General features: G+C 54.2%; 21 protein-coding genes. 13 read left to right on the top strand and 8 right to left on the bottom strand.

What is annotated here, in order from left to right; translation table 11 throughout:
• Positions 1-144 precede the first annotated feature (144 nt).
• On the bottom strand, positions 145-765 hold the full coding sequence (locus EKH79_RS03300) for an efflux MFS transporter permease (RefSeq protein ID WP_126672380.1): 621 nt from the start codon (positions 763-765) through the stop codon (positions 145-147).
• 132 nt (positions 766-897) lie between these two features.
• On the opposite strand from EKH79_RS03300, the gene EKH79_RS03305 reads away from it, so the two are divergent.
• The 12 genes from EKH79_RS03305 to EKH79_RS03360 all read left to right on the top strand — a co-directional run bounded on the left by EKH79_RS03305 (position 898) and on the right by EKH79_RS03360 (position 12,961).
• The gene (locus EKH79_RS03305; protein WP_126672381.1) at positions 898-1,794 is read left to right on the top strand and encodes a LysR family transcriptional regulator; all 897 of its coding nucleotides are present in this window, start codon (positions 898-900) and stop codon (positions 1,792-1,794) included.
• Positions 1,795-2,033: 239 nt separating this feature from the next.
• A complete protein-coding gene (locus EKH79_RS03310) occupies positions 2,034-2,666 on the top strand; it encodes an NADPH-dependent FMN reductase (RefSeq protein WP_126672382.1) in 633 nt (210 codons plus the stop codon).
• A gap of 186 nt (positions 2,667-2,852) precedes the next feature.
• Positions 2,853-3,773 carry a SphA family protein gene (locus EKH79_RS03315; protein WP_126672383.1) on the top strand — a complete coding sequence of 307 codons (921 nt, stop codon included), beginning with the start codon at positions 2,853-2,855 and terminating at the stop codon, positions 3,771-3,773.
• A 14-nt stretch (positions 3,774-3,787) separates the two neighbouring features.
• Positions 3,788-5,011, top strand: a complete 1,224-nt coding sequence (locus tag EKH79_RS03320; RefSeq protein WP_158621181.1) for an MFS transporter — start codon at positions 3,788-3,790, stop codon at positions 5,009-5,011.
• Positions 5,012-5,054: 43 nt separating this feature from the next.
• Positions 5,055-6,374 carry a fumarylacetoacetase gene (fahA, locus tag EKH79_RS03325; RefSeq protein WP_126672385.1) on the top strand — a complete coding sequence of 440 codons (1,320 nt, stop codon included), beginning with the start codon at positions 5,055-5,057 and terminating at the stop codon, positions 6,372-6,374.
• A 30-nt stretch (positions 6,375-6,404) separates the two neighbouring features.
• Positions 6,405-7,178 (top strand): cyclase family protein, encoded by a 774-nt coding sequence (locus EKH79_RS03330; RefSeq protein WP_126672386.1) that lies wholly within the window; start codon positions 6,405-6,407, stop codon positions 7,176-7,178.
• 508 nt (positions 7,179-7,686) lie between these two features.
• On the top strand, positions 7,687-8,061 hold the full coding sequence (locus EKH79_RS03335) for an antitoxin Xre/MbcA/ParS toxin-binding domain-containing protein (protein ID WP_126672387.1): 375 nt from the start codon (positions 7,687-7,689) through the stop codon (positions 8,059-8,061).
• 9 nt (positions 8,062-8,070) lie between these two features.
• Entirely contained in the window at positions 8,071-8,481 is a 411-nt protein-coding gene (locus EKH79_RS19175) for an ArsR/SmtB family transcription factor (protein WP_126672388.1), read from the top strand.
• A gap of 416 nt (positions 8,482-8,897) precedes the next feature.
• Positions 8,898-9,077 (top strand): hypothetical protein, encoded by a 180-nt coding sequence (locus EKH79_RS03345; protein ID WP_126672389.1) that lies wholly within the window; start codon positions 8,898-8,900, stop codon positions 9,075-9,077.
• Between the two features lie 106 nt (positions 9,078-9,183).
• Positions 9,184-11,508, top strand: coding sequence for a hypothetical protein (locus tag EKH79_RS03350; RefSeq protein WP_126672390.1), 2,325 nt, complete (start codon positions 9,184-9,186; stop codon positions 11,506-11,508).
• Positions 11,505-11,918, top strand: a complete 414-nt coding sequence (locus tag EKH79_RS03355) for a GtrA family protein (RefSeq protein WP_126672391.1) — start codon at positions 11,505-11,507, stop codon at positions 11,916-11,918. Before EKH79_RS03350 ends, EKH79_RS03355 begins: the two co-directional genes overlap by 4 nt.
• Complete coding sequence (locus EKH79_RS03360; protein WP_126672392.1) at positions 11,915-12,961, top strand: glycosyltransferase family 2 protein; 1,047 nt, start codon at positions 11,915-11,917, stop codon at positions 12,959-12,961. Before EKH79_RS03355 ends, EKH79_RS03360 begins: the two co-directional genes overlap by 4 nt.
• 596 nt (positions 12,962-13,557) lie before the next feature.
• Here the strand turns inward: EKH79_RS03360 and EKH79_RS03365 are convergent.
• From EKH79_RS03365 to EKH79_RS03380, 4 genes are all read right to left on the bottom strand, one after another.
• Positions 13,558-14,277: an SDR family oxidoreductase gene (locus EKH79_RS03365; RefSeq protein ID WP_126672393.1), complete on the bottom strand. Its 720-nt coding sequence runs from the start codon at positions 14,275-14,277 to the stop codon at positions 13,558-13,560.
• Positions 14,278-14,475: 198 nt separating this feature from the next.
• On the bottom strand, positions 14,476-15,357 hold the full coding sequence (locus EKH79_RS03370; RefSeq protein WP_325050571.1) for an NmrA family NAD(P)-binding protein: 882 nt from the start codon (positions 15,355-15,357) through the stop codon (positions 14,476-14,478).
• A gap of 151 nt (positions 15,358-15,508) precedes the next feature.
• Entirely contained in the window at positions 15,509-16,159 is a 651-nt protein-coding gene (locus EKH79_RS03375) for an SRPBCC family protein (protein ID WP_126672395.1), read from the bottom strand.
• A gap of 56 nt (positions 16,160-16,215) precedes the next feature.
• Positions 16,216-17,175 carry an aldo/keto reductase gene (locus tag EKH79_RS03380; RefSeq protein ID WP_199754117.1) on the bottom strand — a complete coding sequence of 320 codons (960 nt, stop codon included), beginning with the start codon at positions 17,173-17,175 and terminating at the stop codon, positions 16,216-16,218.
• Positions 17,176-17,343: 168 nt separating this feature from the next.
• Here EKH79_RS03380 and EKH79_RS03385 point away from each other — a divergent pair, with 168 nt between their 5' ends.
• Positions 17,344-18,264, top strand: a complete 921-nt coding sequence (locus tag EKH79_RS03385; protein WP_126672397.1) for a LysR family transcriptional regulator — start codon at positions 17,344-17,346, stop codon at positions 18,262-18,264.
• Positions 18,265-18,396: 132 nt separating this feature from the next.
• Here EKH79_RS03385 and EKH79_RS19180 read toward each other — a convergent pair whose 3' ends face one another.
• The 3 genes from EKH79_RS19180 to EKH79_RS03405 form a co-directional block, all read right to left on the bottom strand.
• Positions 18,397-18,621, bottom strand: coding sequence for a hypothetical protein (locus tag EKH79_RS19180; protein ID WP_126672398.1), 225 nt, complete (start codon positions 18,619-18,621; stop codon positions 18,397-18,399).
• Positions 18,622-18,883: 262 nt separating this feature from the next.
• On the bottom strand, positions 18,884-19,423 hold the full coding sequence (locus EKH79_RS03395; protein ID WP_126672399.1) for a signal peptide-containing protein: 540 nt from the start codon (positions 19,421-19,423) through the stop codon (positions 18,884-18,886).
• Positions 19,424-20,014: 591 nt separating this feature from the next.
• The gene (locus tag EKH79_RS03405; protein WP_126672401.1) at positions 20,015-20,575 is read right to left on the bottom strand and encodes a hypothetical protein; all 561 of its coding nucleotides are present in this window, start codon (positions 20,573-20,575) and stop codon (positions 20,015-20,017) included.
• Between the last annotated feature and the right edge of the window lie 78 nt (positions 20,576-20,653).

Genomic DNA, 20,653 nt, shown 5'->3' on the forward strand with positions numbered 1-20,653 from the left:
TTCGCGCAAGATTTAGTCGCAGATCGACACGCCGGACGACGCACGGCAAATAGCCGATCAGTACAAGCTTGCATGGATCGATGTAAGTCATATCCTTCGGTGTCAACCGAAGGCAGAACAGCCGAGGCAAGCCGATCCAGATCATTACGCTACTGATCTGCTGCGTGCCGTGACCATGGATACGACCGCGATAACGAGCGGGATGATGTAAACCCATCCGTACATGGATAATCCGAAGAAGATATTCGTGAGCGTCCCAAGGCAAAAATTTCGTCGTACTAAGAGCCGAAGATGCATCAGTTGTTGTTTACGAACGAGTGTTACCATCACAAAGGCGATTATGGCGACGATTTCCACGGCCACGATGCTCAAGCGCAGAATGAAGGTTGAACCGAGCCAGCCGTCCGTTTCGCCTTCTTCAAGCAACGTTTCGAGCGCGCAGAGGACGATAGGGAGGGTCGCCATGCCAGCCCCGTCACCACGGCGAAACAGATCGAATGAGAGCGGCGCGCCTTCGGACGAGTACCGCCACATCGCAAACATAGCGCTTGCGGATAGCACTTCGACGCAAATGATTGACTGCGGCCTGAAATTGTCGCTGCAATAACCGCCGATGACAGGGCCGATCACCAATATAGCTCCGAGTAGGCCCAGAATCGCACGCTTACGAATGCTAGGGACTTGCTTGGACTCCTCGTTGAATTGCTCAATATTGCGACTGCGTGAGCTTTTCTCCGTCCGGATCGCGGCTGCAGTGGTAGTCATGTCGGCATTCCTTTCGGATGTGGTGATCGCGCGAATATCAGCGCCAGATGCCCCCAAAGTATGGAAACGCGCCCGAAATGTCGGTAGACGGCAGCGAAGGAATGTATCCTTTACGAAAGTGGAAGGCTGGCCATGACTGACGAACTCAGTGACCTCCGTTTATTTGTCCGCATCGTCGCGGCGGGTAGCCTGTCTGAAGCGGCTCGACGGTTGCATAGCTCATTGCCCTCCATGAGTCGGCGCCTTATGGCAATGGAAGAGCGATTGGGCGTTCGCCTTATCGACCGCGGGACAAGGCACTTCAAGCTCACGGAGGAGGGGAGCCTTTTGTACGAGCGTGGAATCGCCATCCTGAACGACTTGGATGACCTGACATCGCAAGTAAGCGCCAGTATTGCGATCCCGCAGGGGCACATTCGTGTTGGTGCCCCCATGGAGATCGGCCGCCGCCGCTTTGGCCCTTTGATTGCCGACTTCACGCGAAAATACCCACGGGTATCCGTCGAATTAGCGCTGACCGACTCACCCATCGATGTGCTGGGAAGCGATTTGGATATAGGCGTGCTCTGGAATAAACCCACAGATGGAAGCATGGTCGTGCGTTTATTGCTGGCAAGCCGCGGGGTGATATGCGCTTCGCCGGAGTATCTCGCCGCGCACGGCACACCTGAGAAGCCGGATGATCTCCTGTCGCACGAGTGCATCCTGCTGATGTTTGGACGCCATGTCTACGATCGGTGGCCCTTCCAGGAGGATGGCAAAGAGCGCGAGATCCAAGTTCATGGCTCGCTGTGTTGTGACAACACCGAAGTTGTGCGCGGTTGGGCATTGGCTGGCTGCGGTGTCGCCACGCGGGCGCTATGGGATATCGAAGAGGATCTGGCGGAGGGAAGGCTCATTGAGCTGCTTAAGCCTTACTCATGTGATGAGATCAACCTCTACATCGCCTATCCGACGCGTGCTCATCTGCCCCCCCGTGTTCGGGTATTCATCGATTTCCTTGTTGAACGTATTAGTGGCTCTCCCTAAGCCAGATGTATGTATTGAAATCGCACTCGCTTGATGCGTAGCGATTCTGCATTGGTGCTAACCAATGTTTCGTAAATCGGAAGCATGCCTTCCAGCTTGTCTATCTTCTGCTCTCCGATTCACCTGCGCATGATGCGTCCGTAGTCCGCCGTGGCTACGCGAACGTATCAACCAAATGCGATGAGGTGCTTCAACGGATCACCACCGATTCAGTAATCCGTTGCAGGTAGGAGTAATCCATGAATGTCACTCTAAATTTAGTGGGGATCACCGACTCCCTCGGCGATGAGGCATGGTCTGGCGCTTTATTGCGAACCCTAGGTGGACTACTCCCACCAGACGCGGATATGTCGATCATGGATATTGAGAACTTTCCATACTACATACCGTATTTGGATAAGGTCGCCAGTTCCTCAGACATGTGTGAGGTACGCGCGTCGATCCGGGATAGCGATGCGGTCCTTATCGTCACACCTCAAGAAAACAATGGACTACCCAATACGTTGAGAAATGCTGTGCGGTGGCTTTCGCAACGGTTGGAGCGGAGCTGTCTCCTGCGAAAGCCTGTGTTTATTTGCTCATTTTCAACGGGCGATGACGGAGGTGTCGATGCCCAGATGCAACTCAGTCGCATGCTCTCGAGTTTTTCGACTGAAATCGGGCCACAACACCACCTTGCGCTCCGCCATATTGACGACATCGTTGCCGAAGGTGTCATCACCAACGCCGACGTGGCCGTCGCGATTCGCGATGCTCTGGCTCGCTTTGTACAAGAGATCTTTGCATACCAGGAAAAACAAAGATGCGCTTCACTGCCGGAGCGAGATAACGATCGGCGAGTACGTGCCGCAGACAGGGGCGCCATCGACTAGCCATCAGCTTCTTACGGCGCACGTAGCGCCTTCGCGCTGACTCAAATGTTGTGCGCGGTGATTAGCGGAGGCGCTTCAACGCCTTGTGCCTCACCAAGCCTTATCAGACGTAACGTCAATCGAATCGATGCCAACCCGAGCGCTCACACGTTCGGCGCTTAATCACAGCCTAGAGTTGAGGTGTCTATGCGAGCATCATCCCGAAAAATCAATATTTCGATGTTCGCCATTACGCTGGCGGCCTCGTTCGCGTGGTCGCGCTGCGCGACCGCAAATGAAAATGCCAGTCCTTATCTACCTGGTGCGACGACCGGCGTTCCTATTGGCGCATTGCCTCCACCGGGCTTTTACTATTCCGATACGTTCTACACCACGAACGGTAATTCACTAAAAGACGGCCAAGGCAAAGGCGTTCCGCTAAAGCTGCGCAATTACACGAATACATCGCTGTTTGTTTGGGTGCCTGGTTGGCATCTTCTGGGTGCGGAATACGCCGCCAATGTGATCTTTTTCTACAACCAACACAACGTAGACACTACCTCGTTGGGTGGTTATCGATCGAGATCAACGGGCTTCTTCAATCCGATCATTACCCCGATGATCTTGTCGTGGAATCTCGGTAACGGGTTTTTCACGTCGACGAGTTTGTCCGTCTACATACCGGGTGGCGACTACCACTATCTGGGAGGTAAGGCGTTACAGACGAGCTACGCGAACGACTATTGGACGTTCGAACCAATGTGGGCCGTTAGCTATTTGCACAACGGTTGGGACTTCACCATCAACAACATTGTCGATATCAACAAGCGCAATCCAGCAACCGATTATCTATCTGGAAATGCCTATTACATGGATCTGACAGCCACCAAGACGGTCGGCAATTGGACTTTCGGTGCGATTGGTAATTACTCCCGTCAGTTTACTGATGACCGTCAGTACGGTGCAGTCGTCGGTGATGGTAATCGCTTCGAGCACGTGCTTGTCGGTCCGTTGGTCGCCTACGATTTCGGCAAAGCTAAAGTGACCCTGCGTTATTTGCAGAACGTTCGAACGCGTAACGACGTCAACGTATCGTTCGCCCTCGCCACGGTCTCATTCAGAATCTAATGGGAGGACAGAACATGAATAACCGATGGCTCGCGCTGACGATCATCTTTTTCTCGTTCCTGCAGTTCACTCTGAACTGGTTCAACATCGTGCCGACATTTGGGCACCTAATTGCGGAGCTTCATCTCACGCTTCCTCAGCTTGGGACGATCGTGGGTGTCTTCATTGCAGGCTATGGATTAGCCCATATTCCAGGGGGCATGCTGGCTGAGGCGTTTGGTATGCGTTTCGCCATGCTCTTCGGCATCGCAGTGGAAACGTTTGGCGAGATTCTTTCGTCGAACGCTGATTCGTATTTGGCGATGCTCGTGGCACGTTTCATTTGCGGCGTTGGCGGATCTGTCTATATCGGAAGTGCTATTGGCCTGACCACAGCCTGGTTTCGTGATCATGAGTTGGTAACGGCGAATGGGTTGATTACTGGAGTGGCATTCACGGTGGGTGCCGCGTTGGGTCTTTATGCGTGGGATGGCGTGGTCGTGCACTTTGGTTGGCGAAACGCACTGCTGATCGGTGCTGCGATTGGAGCGGTAACCTTTATAGCGATGCTGATAGCGTTCCCGAAACCTCCCGGCGTAAATGCGAGGTCCATTCAAGGCAGCCACCTTGATCGCGCATCATTAAAGCGTGTTTTCGGAAATCGTGATCTGTGGATCCTTGGCCTCAGTTTCCTGGGCGGTTACGGTGGCTATTTCACCGCAGCGGAATTGCTTCCGACCTACGCTCAGCAACATCTCGGACTTAGTCCGGTCGAAGCGGGTGGCATTGGCGTTATCTTGCTAGTCAGTGGTATTCCGGGCTCTTTCGTTGGTGGTTGGCTGGCGGATAAATTGTTCGGCATCTTACCGACGCTTATCGGTGCTTGGTTGATCGAGAGCGCGGCGCTGTTGATGATCCCGTTCTTGGGGATGTCAGGCTTGTATGTTGCCGCCGCAATCATCGGTTCGACCGCCATTCTTGGCTTCGTAGGATGGATCGCGGTACCGGGACTTTATCGACACAGCCTTCATCTCTCCGATGTGCCAACTGCTTGTGGCCTGATGCTTACCATCGCAGCTATCGGTGGCGTACTCGTACCGTCACTGTTCGGGAAAATCGCCGCGACCTGGGGTTATCCCAGTGCATGGATCTTCGCTGCGTTCATATCGATAGCAACGATGTCGTGCTGCTTTTTTGCCGAGCGGCCCGAAGACAAGGCGGCCGAGACTGACTCGCTCAAAGCCGCAAAGATTGTCTGAAAGAAGACTTCTCTCATACAGGGATATTGTAGGAATCGCAGTCATGATCCATCTTGATGATACACATGACCCAAACCGTAGAAGCTGGGTCGAAAGCGCAAATGATCCGGATAGTGATTTTCCTATCCAAAATTTGCCAATTGGGATTTTTAGCGGGCGAAGCGGTCAACTCCGCGCGGGAATGGCGATCGGCGATTCTATCTTCGATATTAGCGTCGCGCATGCGAGAGGTTGGCTGACTGGTGACGCCGCGAAGGCCGCTGAAGCCGCCAAAAGTTGCCTGCTAAATGAACTCTTCGCACTGGGTCATAGGCCTCTCAGAGAGCTGCGTTGGCAAGTCAGTGCGTTGCTGGATCGTCGCGGAGCGTTGCGAGAACACGCACAGGCAGCCCGCGAAGTGCTTTTGCATGATCGGAGCAAATGCACGATGCATCTACCTGTGCATGTTGGCAATTACACCGACTTTTACGCCGGCATTTATCACGCACGTACCGCGGGTGCACTGCTGATTCCGGAAGATCCGCTTCCTGCCAACTATAAGTGGGTGCCAATTGGCTATCACGGGCGCGCTTCGTCCGTTCGTGCTAGCGGTGGAATGGTTCGCCGACCGCTTGGGCAACAACCACCTTCCACTCCAGGAGGAAAACCGAACTTCGGTGCAAGTGAGCGATTGGACTTCGAGCTGGAGATGGGATTCTACGTCGGTGCCGGCAATGCTCTAGGCGAACCAATAGAGATCGGAGAAGCTCATCGCCACATCATCGGTTATTGCCTGCTCAACGATTGGTCCGCACGCGACATACAGCGTTGGGAGATGTTTCCGCTCGGTCCGTTCTTAAGTAAGAACTTTGGAACGATGGTCTCTCCATGGGTCGTTCTTGCCGATGCGTTACTGCCGTTTCGCGTACCTGCCATGTCGCGTGGTAATGATGATCCGGCACCGCTGAATTATCTGTTAGATACAGCAGATCAGCGTATCGGTGGTATCGACATCGCCCTGTCGGTGGGACTGCAAACGGCGAAGATGCATCGAGAAAACGAAACTTCGGTGGAAATATTGCAGTCGAACGCGCGTCATCTCTATTGGACGCCCGCGCAAATGCTCGCGCACCACACGGTTGGCGGCTGCAACTTGGAGGCTGGAGATCTAATAGGCACTGGCACAATTTCCGGTCCAACAGTGGATCAGCTCAGCAGCATGTTGGAACTGACCTTCGGCGGCATGAAGCCCGTGCACCTACCAAACGGAGAGCAGCGAGGGTTTCTTGAAAACGGCGACGAAGTCGTCTTCACGGGTAAGTGCCATCGTAAGGGCTTTGTGTCCATTGGGTTTGGTGAGGTCCGCGGTCGCATTGAAGGCTAAGTCGGATCTCTCGAACACGGAGAAAGAAGTATGAGCAAACTGATCGATATTTCCATCACACTCGACAATGAAACGATTTCCGATCCACCCTTCTTACGCCCATCGATAACGTATACGACACACAAGGAATCGGCTAAGGATGTAGTGGCATCGTTTCCTGGCATGACTGAGGATCGGTTGCCGGAAGGACTGGGTTGGGCCGTCGAAACGATTACCTTATCCACTCATAATGGCACGCACATTGACGCGCCATGGCATTACCACCCCACCATGGATCATGGAAAGCGTGCTATCGCCATTGATGAGGTACCGCTTGAGTGGTTCATGCAGCCTGGCGTAAAGCTCGACTTTCGCCACCTCCCTGATGGTCATGTTGTGACACCCGCTGAAATTGATGCCGAACTTGCACGCATCGGTCACATACTTAAGCCCCTTGAGATCGTTTTGATCAATACACGGGCAGGCGAGCGGTATGGTCACCCGGATTATGTTCACAGCGGCTGCGGCATGGGGCGCGATGCGACACTCCACCTTGCCTACAAAGGCGTGCGAGTCGTGGGCACTGATGGGTGGAGTTGGGATGCACCTTTCAGTCATACGGCCAAACGTTTTGCGGAAACCGATGATGCGAGCCTGATTTGGGAAGGGCACAAAGCCGGACGCGATGTTGGCTATTGTCAGATTGAGAAACTGCACAATCTCGAACAACTACCGGCGAATGGTTTCATCGTCATTTGCTTTCCGGCAAAAATCCGGGCCGCAAGCGCGGGCTGGACGAGAGCGGTAGCCCTTCTTCCCGACTGACGTCCCAATATGCAGGGGTTCAATCCACGCTATGACTGGATTGTGCTGATCAAAAATCGTCAGATGCCCCTATGCGGTCGACAAATTACGGCATGAAGAAGTTTGATATGTATTGAATCAATTATGGTTAAATCGAATGATGGAAAGAGCATTGGGCGCTTGACGGAAGCGTGCGTCATGTTTTGGAATCTCTCCATTAAATGCATCATGTATCGATCAGTTACATCTAGTGTTCTGCTCTTGGCCGAAGCTTCTTGATGGAAACAGGACGCACTACTCAATTGGTGCCAACGGCGAATATCTACATCGAGTTGCATACTGCATTTAGAAAAGTGATCAGCGACATGAGAATTACTCGAGAAGGCCGTATCTCTCATCGTTTGGTGCAAGGCACTAGGTTAGTTGTATCCCGCTCGGTTGCTACCAGTCAGCCTGGAGCGGACCTCTTCGATTCCCACAGAAGGGAGGCCATCACCTCCCTAATTTTCATTCAAGTAGGAGCGAGGCAATGAAAGCCGCGCCAGTTCGGAAAGACAATCTCAAATATACCGCCCAGATTATTGGGGTAAAGAGCGGAAATAAGGTTCGCACAGATCATACCTATCTCGCACAAGTTTCTAAGGAGCTGGAAAGACTCCAGGCCGCACGCGAACAGATCATCACGGACGCATTCAGCGTTTTTGAGAAGCGCTACGTCACTCCCGCAGCGTTGCTGTTGCAACATTTTGGCGATTCAAGAAAAGCAGCCAGGTGGCTGTGCTCCCACCAGAAAGTATTCGGAGGGCGCACTGCCTATGACGTCATTGTAGAGGGCGACGATGAGATGGTATGGGACGAGATCCAGCGCATTGTCCGGATGATTTCGGTTATTCAATATGCATGACAATAACTCATGAATAATTCGCCTGCGCGCAAGGAACGGTCGCCGCTAGATTGTCTTTTCCATGTCCTGGCCGACCCGACACGTCGTGCGATGCTACTCAGCCTGGCTGTTCAGGGACGCAACATCACCGAGCTTGCATCTCTCCATAAGGTGACTTTCCCCGCGGCGTCAAAGCACGTAAAAATGCTTGAGAGCGCAGGGTTGGTCTCACGCCGACTAGTTGGGAAAAAGCATGTACTACGCGCCATGCCGCTCCGTCTCGTGATTATCGATGAGTGGCTCCAGCTTCAATTGGCTTTCGGGCTTGGAAGAGATGGGCCTGCAAGCGCGGCGCTTAGCCATAGTCAGAGTGATCTGAATCCTATGCTCCTTCCTTCCACGGGCAATGGAGCAATACACGCGAGCGCAATTAAGACCTAGGCGAGTCGACCTGCGCGACGATTGACCTCCTCGATAGAAGGCGTTCAGCGACGGTCCGTATCGGGGACTCGGGGCCGAGTTTGACGCTAATCGGTGCATGCCGCGTGTTCTACATCAACGGGCCCGTGGCTCTAGGCGCATTTCTCAGTAATTGAATGCGCGGACGCCGGATCGTGGCATCGAAGCTGATGTGCCCATCACTCCTTCAATGCATCGCACCACGGGTTCGTGACGTATTTAGATCATGAGTGAAAAACGTCAGGTGTTTCGATTGAATATATTTCAATCGGAGACGATGCTGACGGCACGCTTAAGCTCTGGAGGAAGCTATGGCCGCAAGCGTTAGCGGCATCTTTACCGGCAAGCGTCGGTGATCGGGCAGGGTAATTAACACGTCTCCCAGGGGTTCAAATTAGATGAAACGTGCCTTCTGGAAACTCGGCTTAGCCGCCACCGTCGCCGTCGTTGCAACGCCCAGTATCGTGCGTGCGCAGCGGTCGGGTACCGATGTTGCCCCCAATGCAAACGACGCCACGGCGTGTCTTCGAGCGATTCGTAAAGGTGCGGCATTGGGCAGCGCTAATTCTGGTCAGTAACGAACCTATGTCATTGCAGATAGCGCCGGCTCATTACCGTGTGGCATCCACGGGGTTTTTCTGGGCCGGTGTCGTATTGGTTGTGTGCGGGGTTTTATGGTCGAGGATGTGGCTGAAGATTCCTTATTCCGCAGATGAATTCCTTGTGGAGCTGGCGTTGGTCGCGCTGGCCTTTGCCTACGCTCTTCGACGTCTACTTAGATGTCGGCTCGCTACTGGGTTGGCAGTGTCGTGGATCGTTGCACTCGTATGCTATGCGGGCATCGCACCGCTGATTTCAAGTCTGTTAATCGGTTCCTCCGCCATTGGTATCGGTAGTTTGGTGGTCCCTCACACCTCGATGCGCCCCGCGCCTTTTGCATTACTCGTGGGCCTGTCGGTTATAACGGGGCTGGTAGGGTGGACGCTACCTCTCCCGATTCATACGCATTCGGCGTATCTATCAATCCTGATCGGCATCTGCGTTGTCCGCTGGCACGCAATCGCGGCGACGATGCAGTCATGGCCTGCATCATGGGTGCAAGCGATAGACGTTGCACCGGGCTCGGCAGCGTTGGCCGTGATGGCAATAGGTATGGTTTCGACCTGTGCTTGGACGCCGACCATTCATTTTGATGATCTGGCCTATCACCTCGGGCTGCCTTATCAGCTGCAAACACTGGGCTATTACCGCATGGATGCGGGGTCGCAATTGTGGGCGGTAGCACCGTGGGCAGGCGACGTAATCCAGGGCATCGCGCAACTCGTTGCGAAGACCGAGGCGCGCGGAGCAGTGGACAGCATGTGGCTGACTCTCACGCTCGGAATGCTGTGGAATTTAGGTGAGACCCTTCAACTGAGTCCCTCTGCGCGTTGGCTGATGCTTGCTCTTTACGCAAGTGTGCCGCTAACGGCAGACACGCTCACTGGCATGCAAACCGAAGGTCCTACGGCCGCTGTAGCCGTGGCTCTCGCATGGCTGATACAGCGTGACCTGGTGCCGGATCGCCGGTCTCTGATGATGGCAGGGCTACTCGGCGGGCTACTGCTCGGCCTGAAAGCAAGTAACGTCTTGATCGCGGGGCCGCTTGGGCTTTGGCTGCTTTGGCGATGGCAAGCACACATACCCTGGCGAACCGTTCCTATCGCGATGGCGGCGGCGATCGTCGTCGCTGGATCGAGCTATAGCTATGGATACGTACTGGCAGGCAACCCCGTGCTGCCATTGTTCAATGGCTATTTCCATTCGCAGTATTACCTTCCCATTAATTTTCGAGATACCACCTATGAAACAGGTCTTCATGTTTGGTTTCTTTGGGACCTGATCTTTCATACCTCGCATTATTTCGAAGGAGCAGATGGATCGCTGGGCTTTGTGCCACTCGCTCTAGGCGGCAGCCTGCTCATCGCGATCACAATGCCACGCGTACGGCCACTGGCCTTGGTGGCTAGCACTGCTTTCGTATTGCCTTTGACTCAGATTCAATATGTACGATACGTACAGCCAGCTATGGCGTTGCTCTTGCCGGCTATGTTCTGCGGCATTCCTTCGATTGACCTCCGGCAACACGAGAATCGTGCAGTACTTACTGCCGTGGCGCTGCTAGTCCTGAGTAACCTCGCGTTCGTTGCCAATGGCAGTTGGCAACTTTATGGGGGCGTATTGAAAGATTTATGGGCGCATGGGGAGCTAAAAGTCCTCAATTCTTATGCGCCGACACGCCGAATCGCCGCGATCATTCGCGAAGGTTATGGCGCCTCGGCACGGACGTTGCTCGTGGATCGTCGGTATCCATATGCCGCAGAGCTAGCAGGGACGGCCTTTGTAACCAGCTGGTACGACAATGAACTGGTGCAAATGGCGTGGAATGCCGACGTTCGTACCGATGGTGTGCAATGGGCGCGTGTGTTCGATCGGACCGGCGCCAACCTCATCGTTGTCCATCAGGACGATTATACGTCTGCGCTTAAGACGGCGCTGTCGCAGGCGCGAGGAGTCCGTGTTTCGACGGTGGGTGATTTTGACCTGTGGGCTCTGCATTGGTACCAGATGGGTGTCGAGTCACGGGCGTCACCTGAGACTGTTGCGGTAACGTTTGATACTTCCTCGGCCCCTCCAGGCGCCACGCTCGTGAGCGCTGATCTGAACGTTAGATGCAAAACAGGGACAACGCCCATCGAGATCCGTTGGGACGTGACGCAAGAGGACAGTGTCCATAAGACGCGTTCCGAGAATATCTCGTGCGGGCTGCTAGGCGCTGCCCATTCATCGTTCGAAGAGGCCGTTTCCGCGAAGGTAGTCGGTTTCACCATAACGGCGACACAGTCACGGCTGGTTGCTATTCCTTTGCAGGTGGATAAGGCAACGGTGAGCTTACGCAGTGATCTGACGGCCGAGCGCGACTTGGCCTGGCACTGGCAGCGTCGCTTGTTAGGTTGGGTAACGCCATGAAAGCAACTCTGTCGCGTTCGGTTGCGGGCAATACGCTATGGGCTCGTCAGGGCATGACCTTCCTGCTCATCGGCCTCTCTCTGGTTGTTACCGATTGGATGGTATTCGTAGTGCTGACGGCATGGGGTTTGAACACACCCATGGCGAATGTAACGGCGCGCTTCGTCGGTGCGTTGATGGGATTCGTGGCGAACGGTCGCTGGACTTTCTCGGCGCATCTCAGCGCGCGGCGTCTCGCGCGCTATTTGATTTTGTGGTTGTTTATGACTGCGCTAAGCACCGGTTTAGTCAGCACGATCACTATTCACTCGAGTTTGCATGGCTCATGGCTCGCTAAGTTGTTGATCGAGGCAACGTTGGCTGTAGTCAGTTTTTGGATATCTCGACGCTGGGTCTACCGCATGCCATGAATGAACATTCGCAGTCGCCCATCGCCGTGGTCATTCCCTGCTATCGCGTTAGCGCGCAACTTCTTGCCCTGATCAACCGTATCGGACCCGAAGTTGGATGGATCATTGTTGTCGATGATGCATGCCCTGAACGCAGCGGCGACGTCGTAGAAAAGCATTGCTCGGACCCACGGGTGACAGTGTTGCGTCATGCGAAAAATCGTGGCGTTGGAGGAGCTGTCATGACCGGATATGCGATGGCACGTAATCTACCCGCCAAAGTGGTGGTCAAACTCGATGGTGATGGGCAAATGGATCCGGCCTCAATTAGCCGTTTGGCGGCCCCGTTGCTGTCAGGACATGCAGACTATGCGAAGGGCAATCGCTTTTACCGCCTTTCCGATACAGCAGGGATGCCGCCTCTTCGCCTCGTGGGCAACGCAGGTCTATCGTTTCTAACGAAGCTTTCGTCGGGCTACTGGCAGCTTTTTGATCCAACCAATGGATTTACTGCAATCCATCGATCGCTGTTGGCCGAATTGGATTTCGATGGCATCGCTCCACGCTATTTCTTCGAGTCGGACATGCTTTATCACCTCAATCAGTTGCGGGCCGTGATTGTGGAAATGCCGATGCCGGCCCGATATTCGGGTGAACCCTCGAGCCTGAGGCCGTTACGAATCATCGGACCTTTTCTACGTGGAAACCTGCGCAACCTGGGACGACGCGTGGTGTATAGCTATTTTGTACGCAGTTTTTCGCTCGCCTCTATAGAACTGTGCCTCGGCTGTGCGCTCGTGGCGTTTGGTCTGCTGTTTGGCTTTCGACACTGGTGGATATCAGCGACGGTTGGGCCGCCAGCTACTGCGGGTACCGTGATGCTGGCGGCCCTACCACTAATACTGGGTGTGCAACTTGTCTTGTCATGGTTGAGCGCCGATATTGGTGCAGAACCTCACAGGCCGGTTCATCCATACTTGGAAAGTGAACAATCCCAGGGATCACCATTAGAGAATGTTTCTGTCGAGTCGGAAGCCAACGAACGGTTTATGCGACATCGGTAGGTCTAGCCTGTGATGGCGGTTTCGGTCCAACCAACAGATCGTGCCACAAAGTGTTTCAATGTGGACTTTAACCGAGCACGATAGCGATTCAGGAGTATTGTCGTGTTATCGCGATAGGCTTAAGTCTGCTTTCCGTTTCCAGTCCGCGGCAAATAAACTTTTTAAAGAAGGGTGTCCTGGGCTATCCTGGAGCGAGCAGGAGAGATGTTCAAGAAACAAAACACATGAATATCCGTTAATGGATGAAGCGTTTCGCTCAGACAACCCGGCGCTCAAATCTGTCTTCAGGATGAGGCCTCGATGCTTTGAAGCCCGAGTGGCTGTGGTACGAGAGGTTCAGTCCGGTGGCGTTCCGGGATAGGCCATTAACGAACTTCGCCTGACTAGCGATATTGACAGGCTGATCATCGACTTTTCTCGGTAGGCGGCAGCCCTGCCACCATAAGACCCCCATGCCGAGGGAGAGGGGGCTCCCTCGGCATACTCGTCGGGTCAATGTTCAGCAAGTGACAACCATTCCATACTCGAATTTTCGCCGCGTCAGCGACCAAACATCGTGTCTGCCTAACAATCGCCCTATCTTGAGGATGGCCTTATCAGCTCACCGATGCGCCGCCGTCGGATACTACGACCTGACCTGTCGTAAATCCTGCTCGCATCAGATAAAGGTAAACTTCAGCGACTTCATGAGCTTCACCGACATGTTTTACGAGCAGGTTCTGTTCCGCGCGTTTGAATGTCGCCTCGCGAGCAGCTTCCGGGAAACTATTCCAAAGTTCCGTCTTGATGACTCCTGGGCAAACCGCGTTCACTCGGATCGGCGCAAGTTCTACTGAAAGCGCTCGCGTGAGGGCTTCGGCTGCACCACACACGCTCGACACTATTGTCATCCCGCTACGAGGGCGGCGTGCCGCCATCCCTGAGGTAAGGACAATAGAGCCGCCCTCGCGGATTTGACCTGCGCCGTACTTCGTTGCCAAGAAGGCGCCCCAGTAGCGGAGCCCAAAAAAGTCCTGTGCTTCTTCCAAGCTCAAATCTTTCTGGTCGACCACTAGCAGGGCATTGCCTGCGGTGTACACCAGATGGTCGTATTCTCCAATCTTTTCAAAGAATGATTTGATGCTGCCCTCATCCAATAAGTTGACCGTATGTCCTTCTGCACTCGGAGGTAATTTCTTTTTCGCCTCGGTGATACGCGCTTGACTGCTGGACGCGATGACAACGAGTGCCCCCTCGTTGGCCGCGGCCATCGCCGTGGCAAGACCGATGCCTGCTGATCCACCAAGCACAACGATTCGTTTGTTTTTGAGCGACATGTCTTTCTCCGAAACTGCGTTTATGGGTGATGCGCGGGGGTACGGCGAGTGCTGCCGGACCCCGAAACCTTCAATAATCACGATCGGTTCATTTTCATGTGATGTACGTGAGGGTGTCGAAATCGTGTTTTACAGATGTGGCGAATTTCTGTGTGCCAGCGCCAATGGTGGTGTCCACTTCGTGTCAAATAGGAACACTCACAGCCTCTCGATCAGTGATTTGAGTGAAGCTTCAAGCGATACCCCACCTTTGCGTGCGCCGGCCTCACCATCCTCGAACTCAATCCAGCCTTCGTTGAACCCATCGAGCATCTGTATTCGCGGCGTGGGATTCTTCATCCCTTGCGCAATAAAGCGCCCCTCCCACGTCTCACGTGGAACGGGCTCTGCACGAACCGGTCGAGCGAACAACTTTGCAAACGTTGCAGCGAGATCATGCGGAGTAACACGACGAGGGCCTTCCAAATCTACGATACGCCGACCGCGCCATCGCTCCTGCATCAATTCAGCGGCGACACGGCCGACGTCGGACGTCGCGACCATGGGAACAGGTTTATCGAGCGGCTGCAGAAAGCTGGCGATCACGCCACGATCTCGCGCTGAGGCTATGTCCGATCTTGCGTTTTCCATAAACCAGGCTGCACGAAGAAAAGCGATCGGAATCGACAACGTATTAAGTGCTTCTTCCAGAATACGAAGCTTGTTGAGAAGATTGGGTTGCTTCACCTGCACGCCAATCGTCGATAGGCAAACGATTCTCTCCGGGCGTGTAGCATCGAGCGCTGTACGCAACGCGGCCACCATGGGGAGCGCTTCTGCAAAACCAGGTTGTGGATCGCGCACCGATGGGAGCATGACGAATACACCTTCGGCCCCTTTAAATGCTTTGATCAGTGCTGCTGTGTCGGTTGTTTCCGCTATGGCGACCTCACAACCGCGCGCGACCCAAGCGGAAGCTTTGGCCTGATCACGCATAACTCCGCGAACTGGCAGTTTTCCGCTCCGCAACGCACGAGCAACATGGCCACCGACTCGACCAGTGATTCCTGTAATGACATACATAGAATCATTCCTATTCATTTCTTGCGCGTGATGCCGATGCGCACAGCGGCGCGGCGAGAGGAGCGATCCTCGGAGGAGTGCGTGTCAAGCCAGCGCGTATTTAGGAGGAAGCCGGCCACGACCATTGCTGCTATGGGGTGCTGCTTGTTTGATAAAACGCGTGCAAGGCTCAAGGTCCCTCAGAAACCCACTTCAGCGTGGCCAGCCAAAGATCATGGCCACGATGCATCAAGCTCTCATCGGTCTCACGCAAGTGGGCCGCAGCAGCACCCTTTCCAACTTCATCCATAACAACATCGCAAGCGTTACCAGCAGGCGTCAGATACCAAGTGTGGTAGAACGTGGGCCTGGTGCCTGGCGTATAGCCGTACCAACCGATCCGAGAATATGGGACGTACTCGTTGACCTTACTTTCCAGTGGCAGCCCAAACGTCGTCCAGCGAAAAACCGTACCTTGTACAAGAACGGGACTGATACCGATGATTCGGACATCCTTCGAATTGGGGTACCACTGCGGCCATTTGTCTGCGTCAATAATATGTTTCCACACTCGTTCACACGATGCATGGATGACAAGCTCGTTGTGCGAGAACAAATCAGCCTTTTCAGGATCGAATCCATTTGGCCAATGAATATCGTGCGAACGATTTTTGAGGTCATCCTTCATAGTGCCAGCGATTTTGGTGGATGCCGCTGAGCCGGCCTGCGGAGCCTGGACGGTCTGCGCGCGGGTTATGCCACTCCAATAAGAAACTGCAAAAAGCACAGCTGCGAAACCAAAGAGTTGGGTTGTATTGCGAACACTGTTCTGTGCGCTCATGGGGCTCTCCGTGTGGATGGGCTGGGCATATTCATGGTCGACCGGCTTCCCGAATATCAAGCACGATCCTTATCGTGGAAGCGCTGCATCCAGTGCGGGTAGGGCACGATGGGTTTGGACACATCGTTCAGACGTTGACGGTGCTCCATCGACAGCACACGTTCCTCCGCCTGCAAATTGGCCAGTAGCTGTGATTCGGAACTGGCACCGACAATCACAGTTGCGACTTCGTCGCGTCCCAGTAACCAAGCTAGTGCAACTTGCGCAGGTGTCGTTTCCATCGCTTCGGCGATAGCGCGCAATTCGTACACGATGGGATCTACTTTCTGTGGATCGATCGGTGGAAAGTTGAGGTTCGTGCGACGCCCCTTTGCGGCTTGGCCATCCTGGGCGGTGTACTTTCCGCTGAGATAGCCACCGGACAGTGGACTCCAAACCATCAATGCCACATTGTTCTGCTGCGCCACGGCGGCAATGTCGTGTTCGATATCGCGGGCCGCGAGTGAGTAATGCACTTGATTGCTGGTGATCTGCGCCCAGTGTGCGTGCGAAGCGATAGCGTGAGCACGCTCAAGTTCGGCAGCGCTGAAGTTGCAAACGCCGATGTGGCGAACTTTGCCTTGAGAGACCAGGTCGTCGAGTGCGCGTAACGTCTCGTCCAGCGGTGTCAGTGCATCACGATCATGAAGCTGCATCAGATCGATGTGATCGCGGCCGAGGCGCTTGAGGCTTGTCTCTATCGTACGCAGAATATGCGAGCGCCCAAGGCCAACCTGGTTTGGCCCGGGACCGGTCCGCAAGCGCACTTTGGTCGCAACGAGCATGCGTGTTTCATCGACACCGAGATCCGCGAGCACTTGTCCAACCACCAGCTCGGACTGTCCTTGCGAGTAGGCATCGGCGGTGTCGATCAAATTCACCCCGTGGTCTAGCGCCAGCCCGACCAGGCGGGTGGCCTGTTCACGATTCAGGCCCGCAATCGATTCCCAAATGCCGCTACCCGCTCCAAAAGTCATGGCGCCAAGGGCGAAACGGGAAACTCTTAGGCCAGAACGGCCAAATGTGCAGTAGTTCATGGCTTGGCTCCGGTGCAGATCGACGATGGTGCACACGATAGATATTCGACGGCGGCTCGCCTAGAGCGTAAAATACGAAATACTTATTCGTTAAAAGCGAACAATTGAATGCGTGTCGATCAACTGGCAGCCATGCGCCTGTTTGTCCGGATCGTTGAAACAGGTTCATTCGGCCGCGCCGCACGAGCCCTTCATATGTCTTCATCGAATGCAACGGAACGGGTGGCGCGGCTGGAGGAAACCCTGGGTGTACGGCTATTGGCTCGCACGACACGAGCAGTCGCGCCAACTGAAGCCGGAACGCGCTATTACGAAGTCTGTCGGCGTGTGCTGAACGATCTGGACGAAATTGAAGCCTCGCTAACCGATTCACGTGAAGCACTGACGGGTAAGGTCAGAGTGAGTGCGAATATTTCGGTGGCGCGATCGATCCTCATTCCACGATTGCCGCAATGGTATTCGCAGCATCCAGGCATTCACCTCGAATTGGTTATGAGCGACCAGCGCAGCGACTTCGTGCGTGACAGCATCGATTTCGCGGTGCGCATCGGTGGTCTTGAAGATCAAGATCTGGTCCTGCGGCCATTAGGGCGCCCACGACGCGTCACCGTGGCATCGCCTGCCTATCTGCGTCAGATGGGACGCCCACAAAATCCCGAGGATCTATCAAAGCATCGATTGATTGACTTCCTCCTTCCTCAGCCCGGAGCACAGTTGGAATGGGAATTTGAATCCGATGGTAAGCGTTGTGAGTTGCATCCACCGAGCGTTGCATCCGTGAGTGACGCAGATGCACGCCTTCAGCTCGCGATAGCGGGCGTGGGCATTGTGCAGAGCTTGTCCTTCATTGCTGCACCGGCATTGCTGGACGGTAAGCTAGAACGTGTGCTCACCGCCTGGGAAACGCATGCTCCCGAGGTATCGATTCTCTACCCGCGTGATCGCCATCTACCTACCCGAATCCTGGCGACAATGGATACGTTCACAGCGTGGATAAGAGAAGCGCTGAGCGATAGCCGCACGGTTTAGTAAAGTCAATTGCACGAACCGGCCTGGCTTTTCCATTCCAAACGAGCCTCGATGGACGTTCAGCGGGATTATCCGAATGCCCAATAATGTCCGCTTTGGGTCGGAAGCGGACATTGATGAGTAGTCCGCGAGTTACTTGCCTGCAAGGTATTCGGCCTGCGAAATCTCCAGTCCATACAAAGTGGCTTCCGTGAACAATCCGTTATCGTGAGGCACCGGAGTAGCGGTCTCGACGTGGCCATAGTGCCGGACATATATTTTCCCGGCTACGTGGTCCCACCGGAACATGACACGCAGATAGGCGTAGTCAATGTAAATGTCACGCCTCGCAAACTCCGGTCCTTTTGAAACACCCATCTAGTCCTCCATGTGTCTGTCCGCTATCCCGATAGCGCGCTCATAACGATGAATGTTATGAAAGGCAATGTTCTTATGAGAGTCTCCTATCTTTCATGACAAGCGTGCACATCATGTAAGGCAAAAATGATGTGCATTATCTGTTCGATTTAGGACGCGTCGTACGAGATCGCTCCCGGCCCGCAATGTCCGCTTTGGGTCGAAAGCGGACATTCAACGCCTGAGTTAAGCGGCGCCGGAGGCGTCCGCCTTAAACGACTTGTTAGGCCACTCTTGCGGCCAAGCGCCGATAGTAACCGTGAAAAATCCATGCGACAGGAATAGCCAACAAGCCTCCAAGGTACGCCGAGTTGTGCATGTAACCAACGCAAATGAAGTTACGTGGGTGCACGAGGTTAGGCGGTATGAACCAACCCCGATAGTTGCCCAAGTTCAAGCTATCTGTCTGGAAGTAACCGTATGTCAGCCCAGCCAGAGCAAAGATGAGCGTGAATGCGGAAATGACAACAAGCGATAAGAGTAGTGCTCGCAGCATCTGTGCGGCATTCGGGTGAATGAAGCCAGCGACGCCGGCAAGCAAGCCAAGTGGGATTCCCATCCACCAAGATGCTCGGAATCCGACAATTGCTGCACGTACTCTTTCCGGTACATCTGGGTCCAACAAATGAAACTGGAAAAATTTGAACTTGGTGAAGTACTCGTGTGAAACGGTATAGCTGATCTGGTCGTGAAGCGCGCCGAATATGCCAGCAGTGAGAACAGCCAGTAAGATGAATGCGATAAAAGTGGCGAGCTTGAGCATTTATATTGGCCTAACTACCGAATAGACGGACGTGCACGTCCGGTTATACATCTGCACGCACTTGCTGAACGCAGCCCCTAAAGCCTTGACCTATGGGAACTTTACTTGTCCGAAGTCCGGCTAACAATCCGGCGCAAACCCGGACATCGATTGCTGCGCTGGAAGGTCTGCTTTGGGTTGAAAGCGGACATCCGCTGAGATCATGGTCCCCAATAGTCGAACTTGAAAATAGTTCCGCGAGGGATCTCGAACGTAATTACCGCACCGCATTCGATTGTGTGTTTTCCTGGCTCAACGGGAACTTCCTCTCCCATTCTGTGGCTCCAGACCTTCCCGTCGACCTTTAGCGGGCCACAGGCTCCTCCGTTGTCATCAACGACGGCCAGATAAGTTTTTCCATCTGGCGAGGGGGCGGCAGCCCCTCTCAGAGGACGGTCCGAACAGGCCGCAATAAGCACGGTGATGATGATTAGCGAAAACGCCTTCCGCATTGCCTACCTCCTTGTCATGCGAGGCGACCGTAGCATGTTCGCTTTGGGTCGAAAGCGGACTCTTTTCCCTGGGCCCTTCCATCCCCAACGATGGAGAAAATCAGCCACCCGGTGGCGGGGGAGGAGGTGTCGATGGGTCTGCAACTTCGCTCTTCGCAGGTGATGCACTGGTATAGCCCGGGCATCCTGCTACGGCAGAACCGCACTTAATGTCTTCCTGATTTAAAACCATACGCAGCCGTTCGCATTGCGCGGCGTTTGCGCCGCAAAAGATCGAACTACGCATTTCAAAATGCATTCCGGATGCATCAGTAGCGACCACTAATCTACGGCGCACCACCGATGGAAAATACGGACTCCCCTTAACAAATGCCATGAAGTAATACGGGCCACCCTTTGCCTTTCTGCCGTCGTATTGGATGAGCCCTTGTGACGCAAGGCTGTCATCTGCTTTAAACGGGCTATTGGAGGCAGCAAGCAGGGTCAAGCCGCCCTGCGCTGATTTGAAAGGTAAGGGCGGTGCGGAGGGATCATTGGTCTCATCGATCAGACCCTTTTGCTTGGTTCGATTATTGATATAGCTTGATGACTGGGCGAAGCTGGCTAACGAGACGACCGTCAAAGTCACGGCGATTACCATGCTACAAGCGCGAATCTTCATACCGCCCCCTGAGTAATATTGTAAAAAAGTAGCTCGCAAGCCGGACACTAGGAACAGTGTCTTATTAGTCCATCCAAT

Source organism: Dyella dinghuensis, assembly GCF_003977615.1.
In the GTDB taxonomy this organism is placed as follows: domain Bacteria; phylum Pseudomonadota; class Gammaproteobacteria; order Xanthomonadales; family Rhodanobacteraceae; genus Dyella_B; species Dyella_B dinghuensis.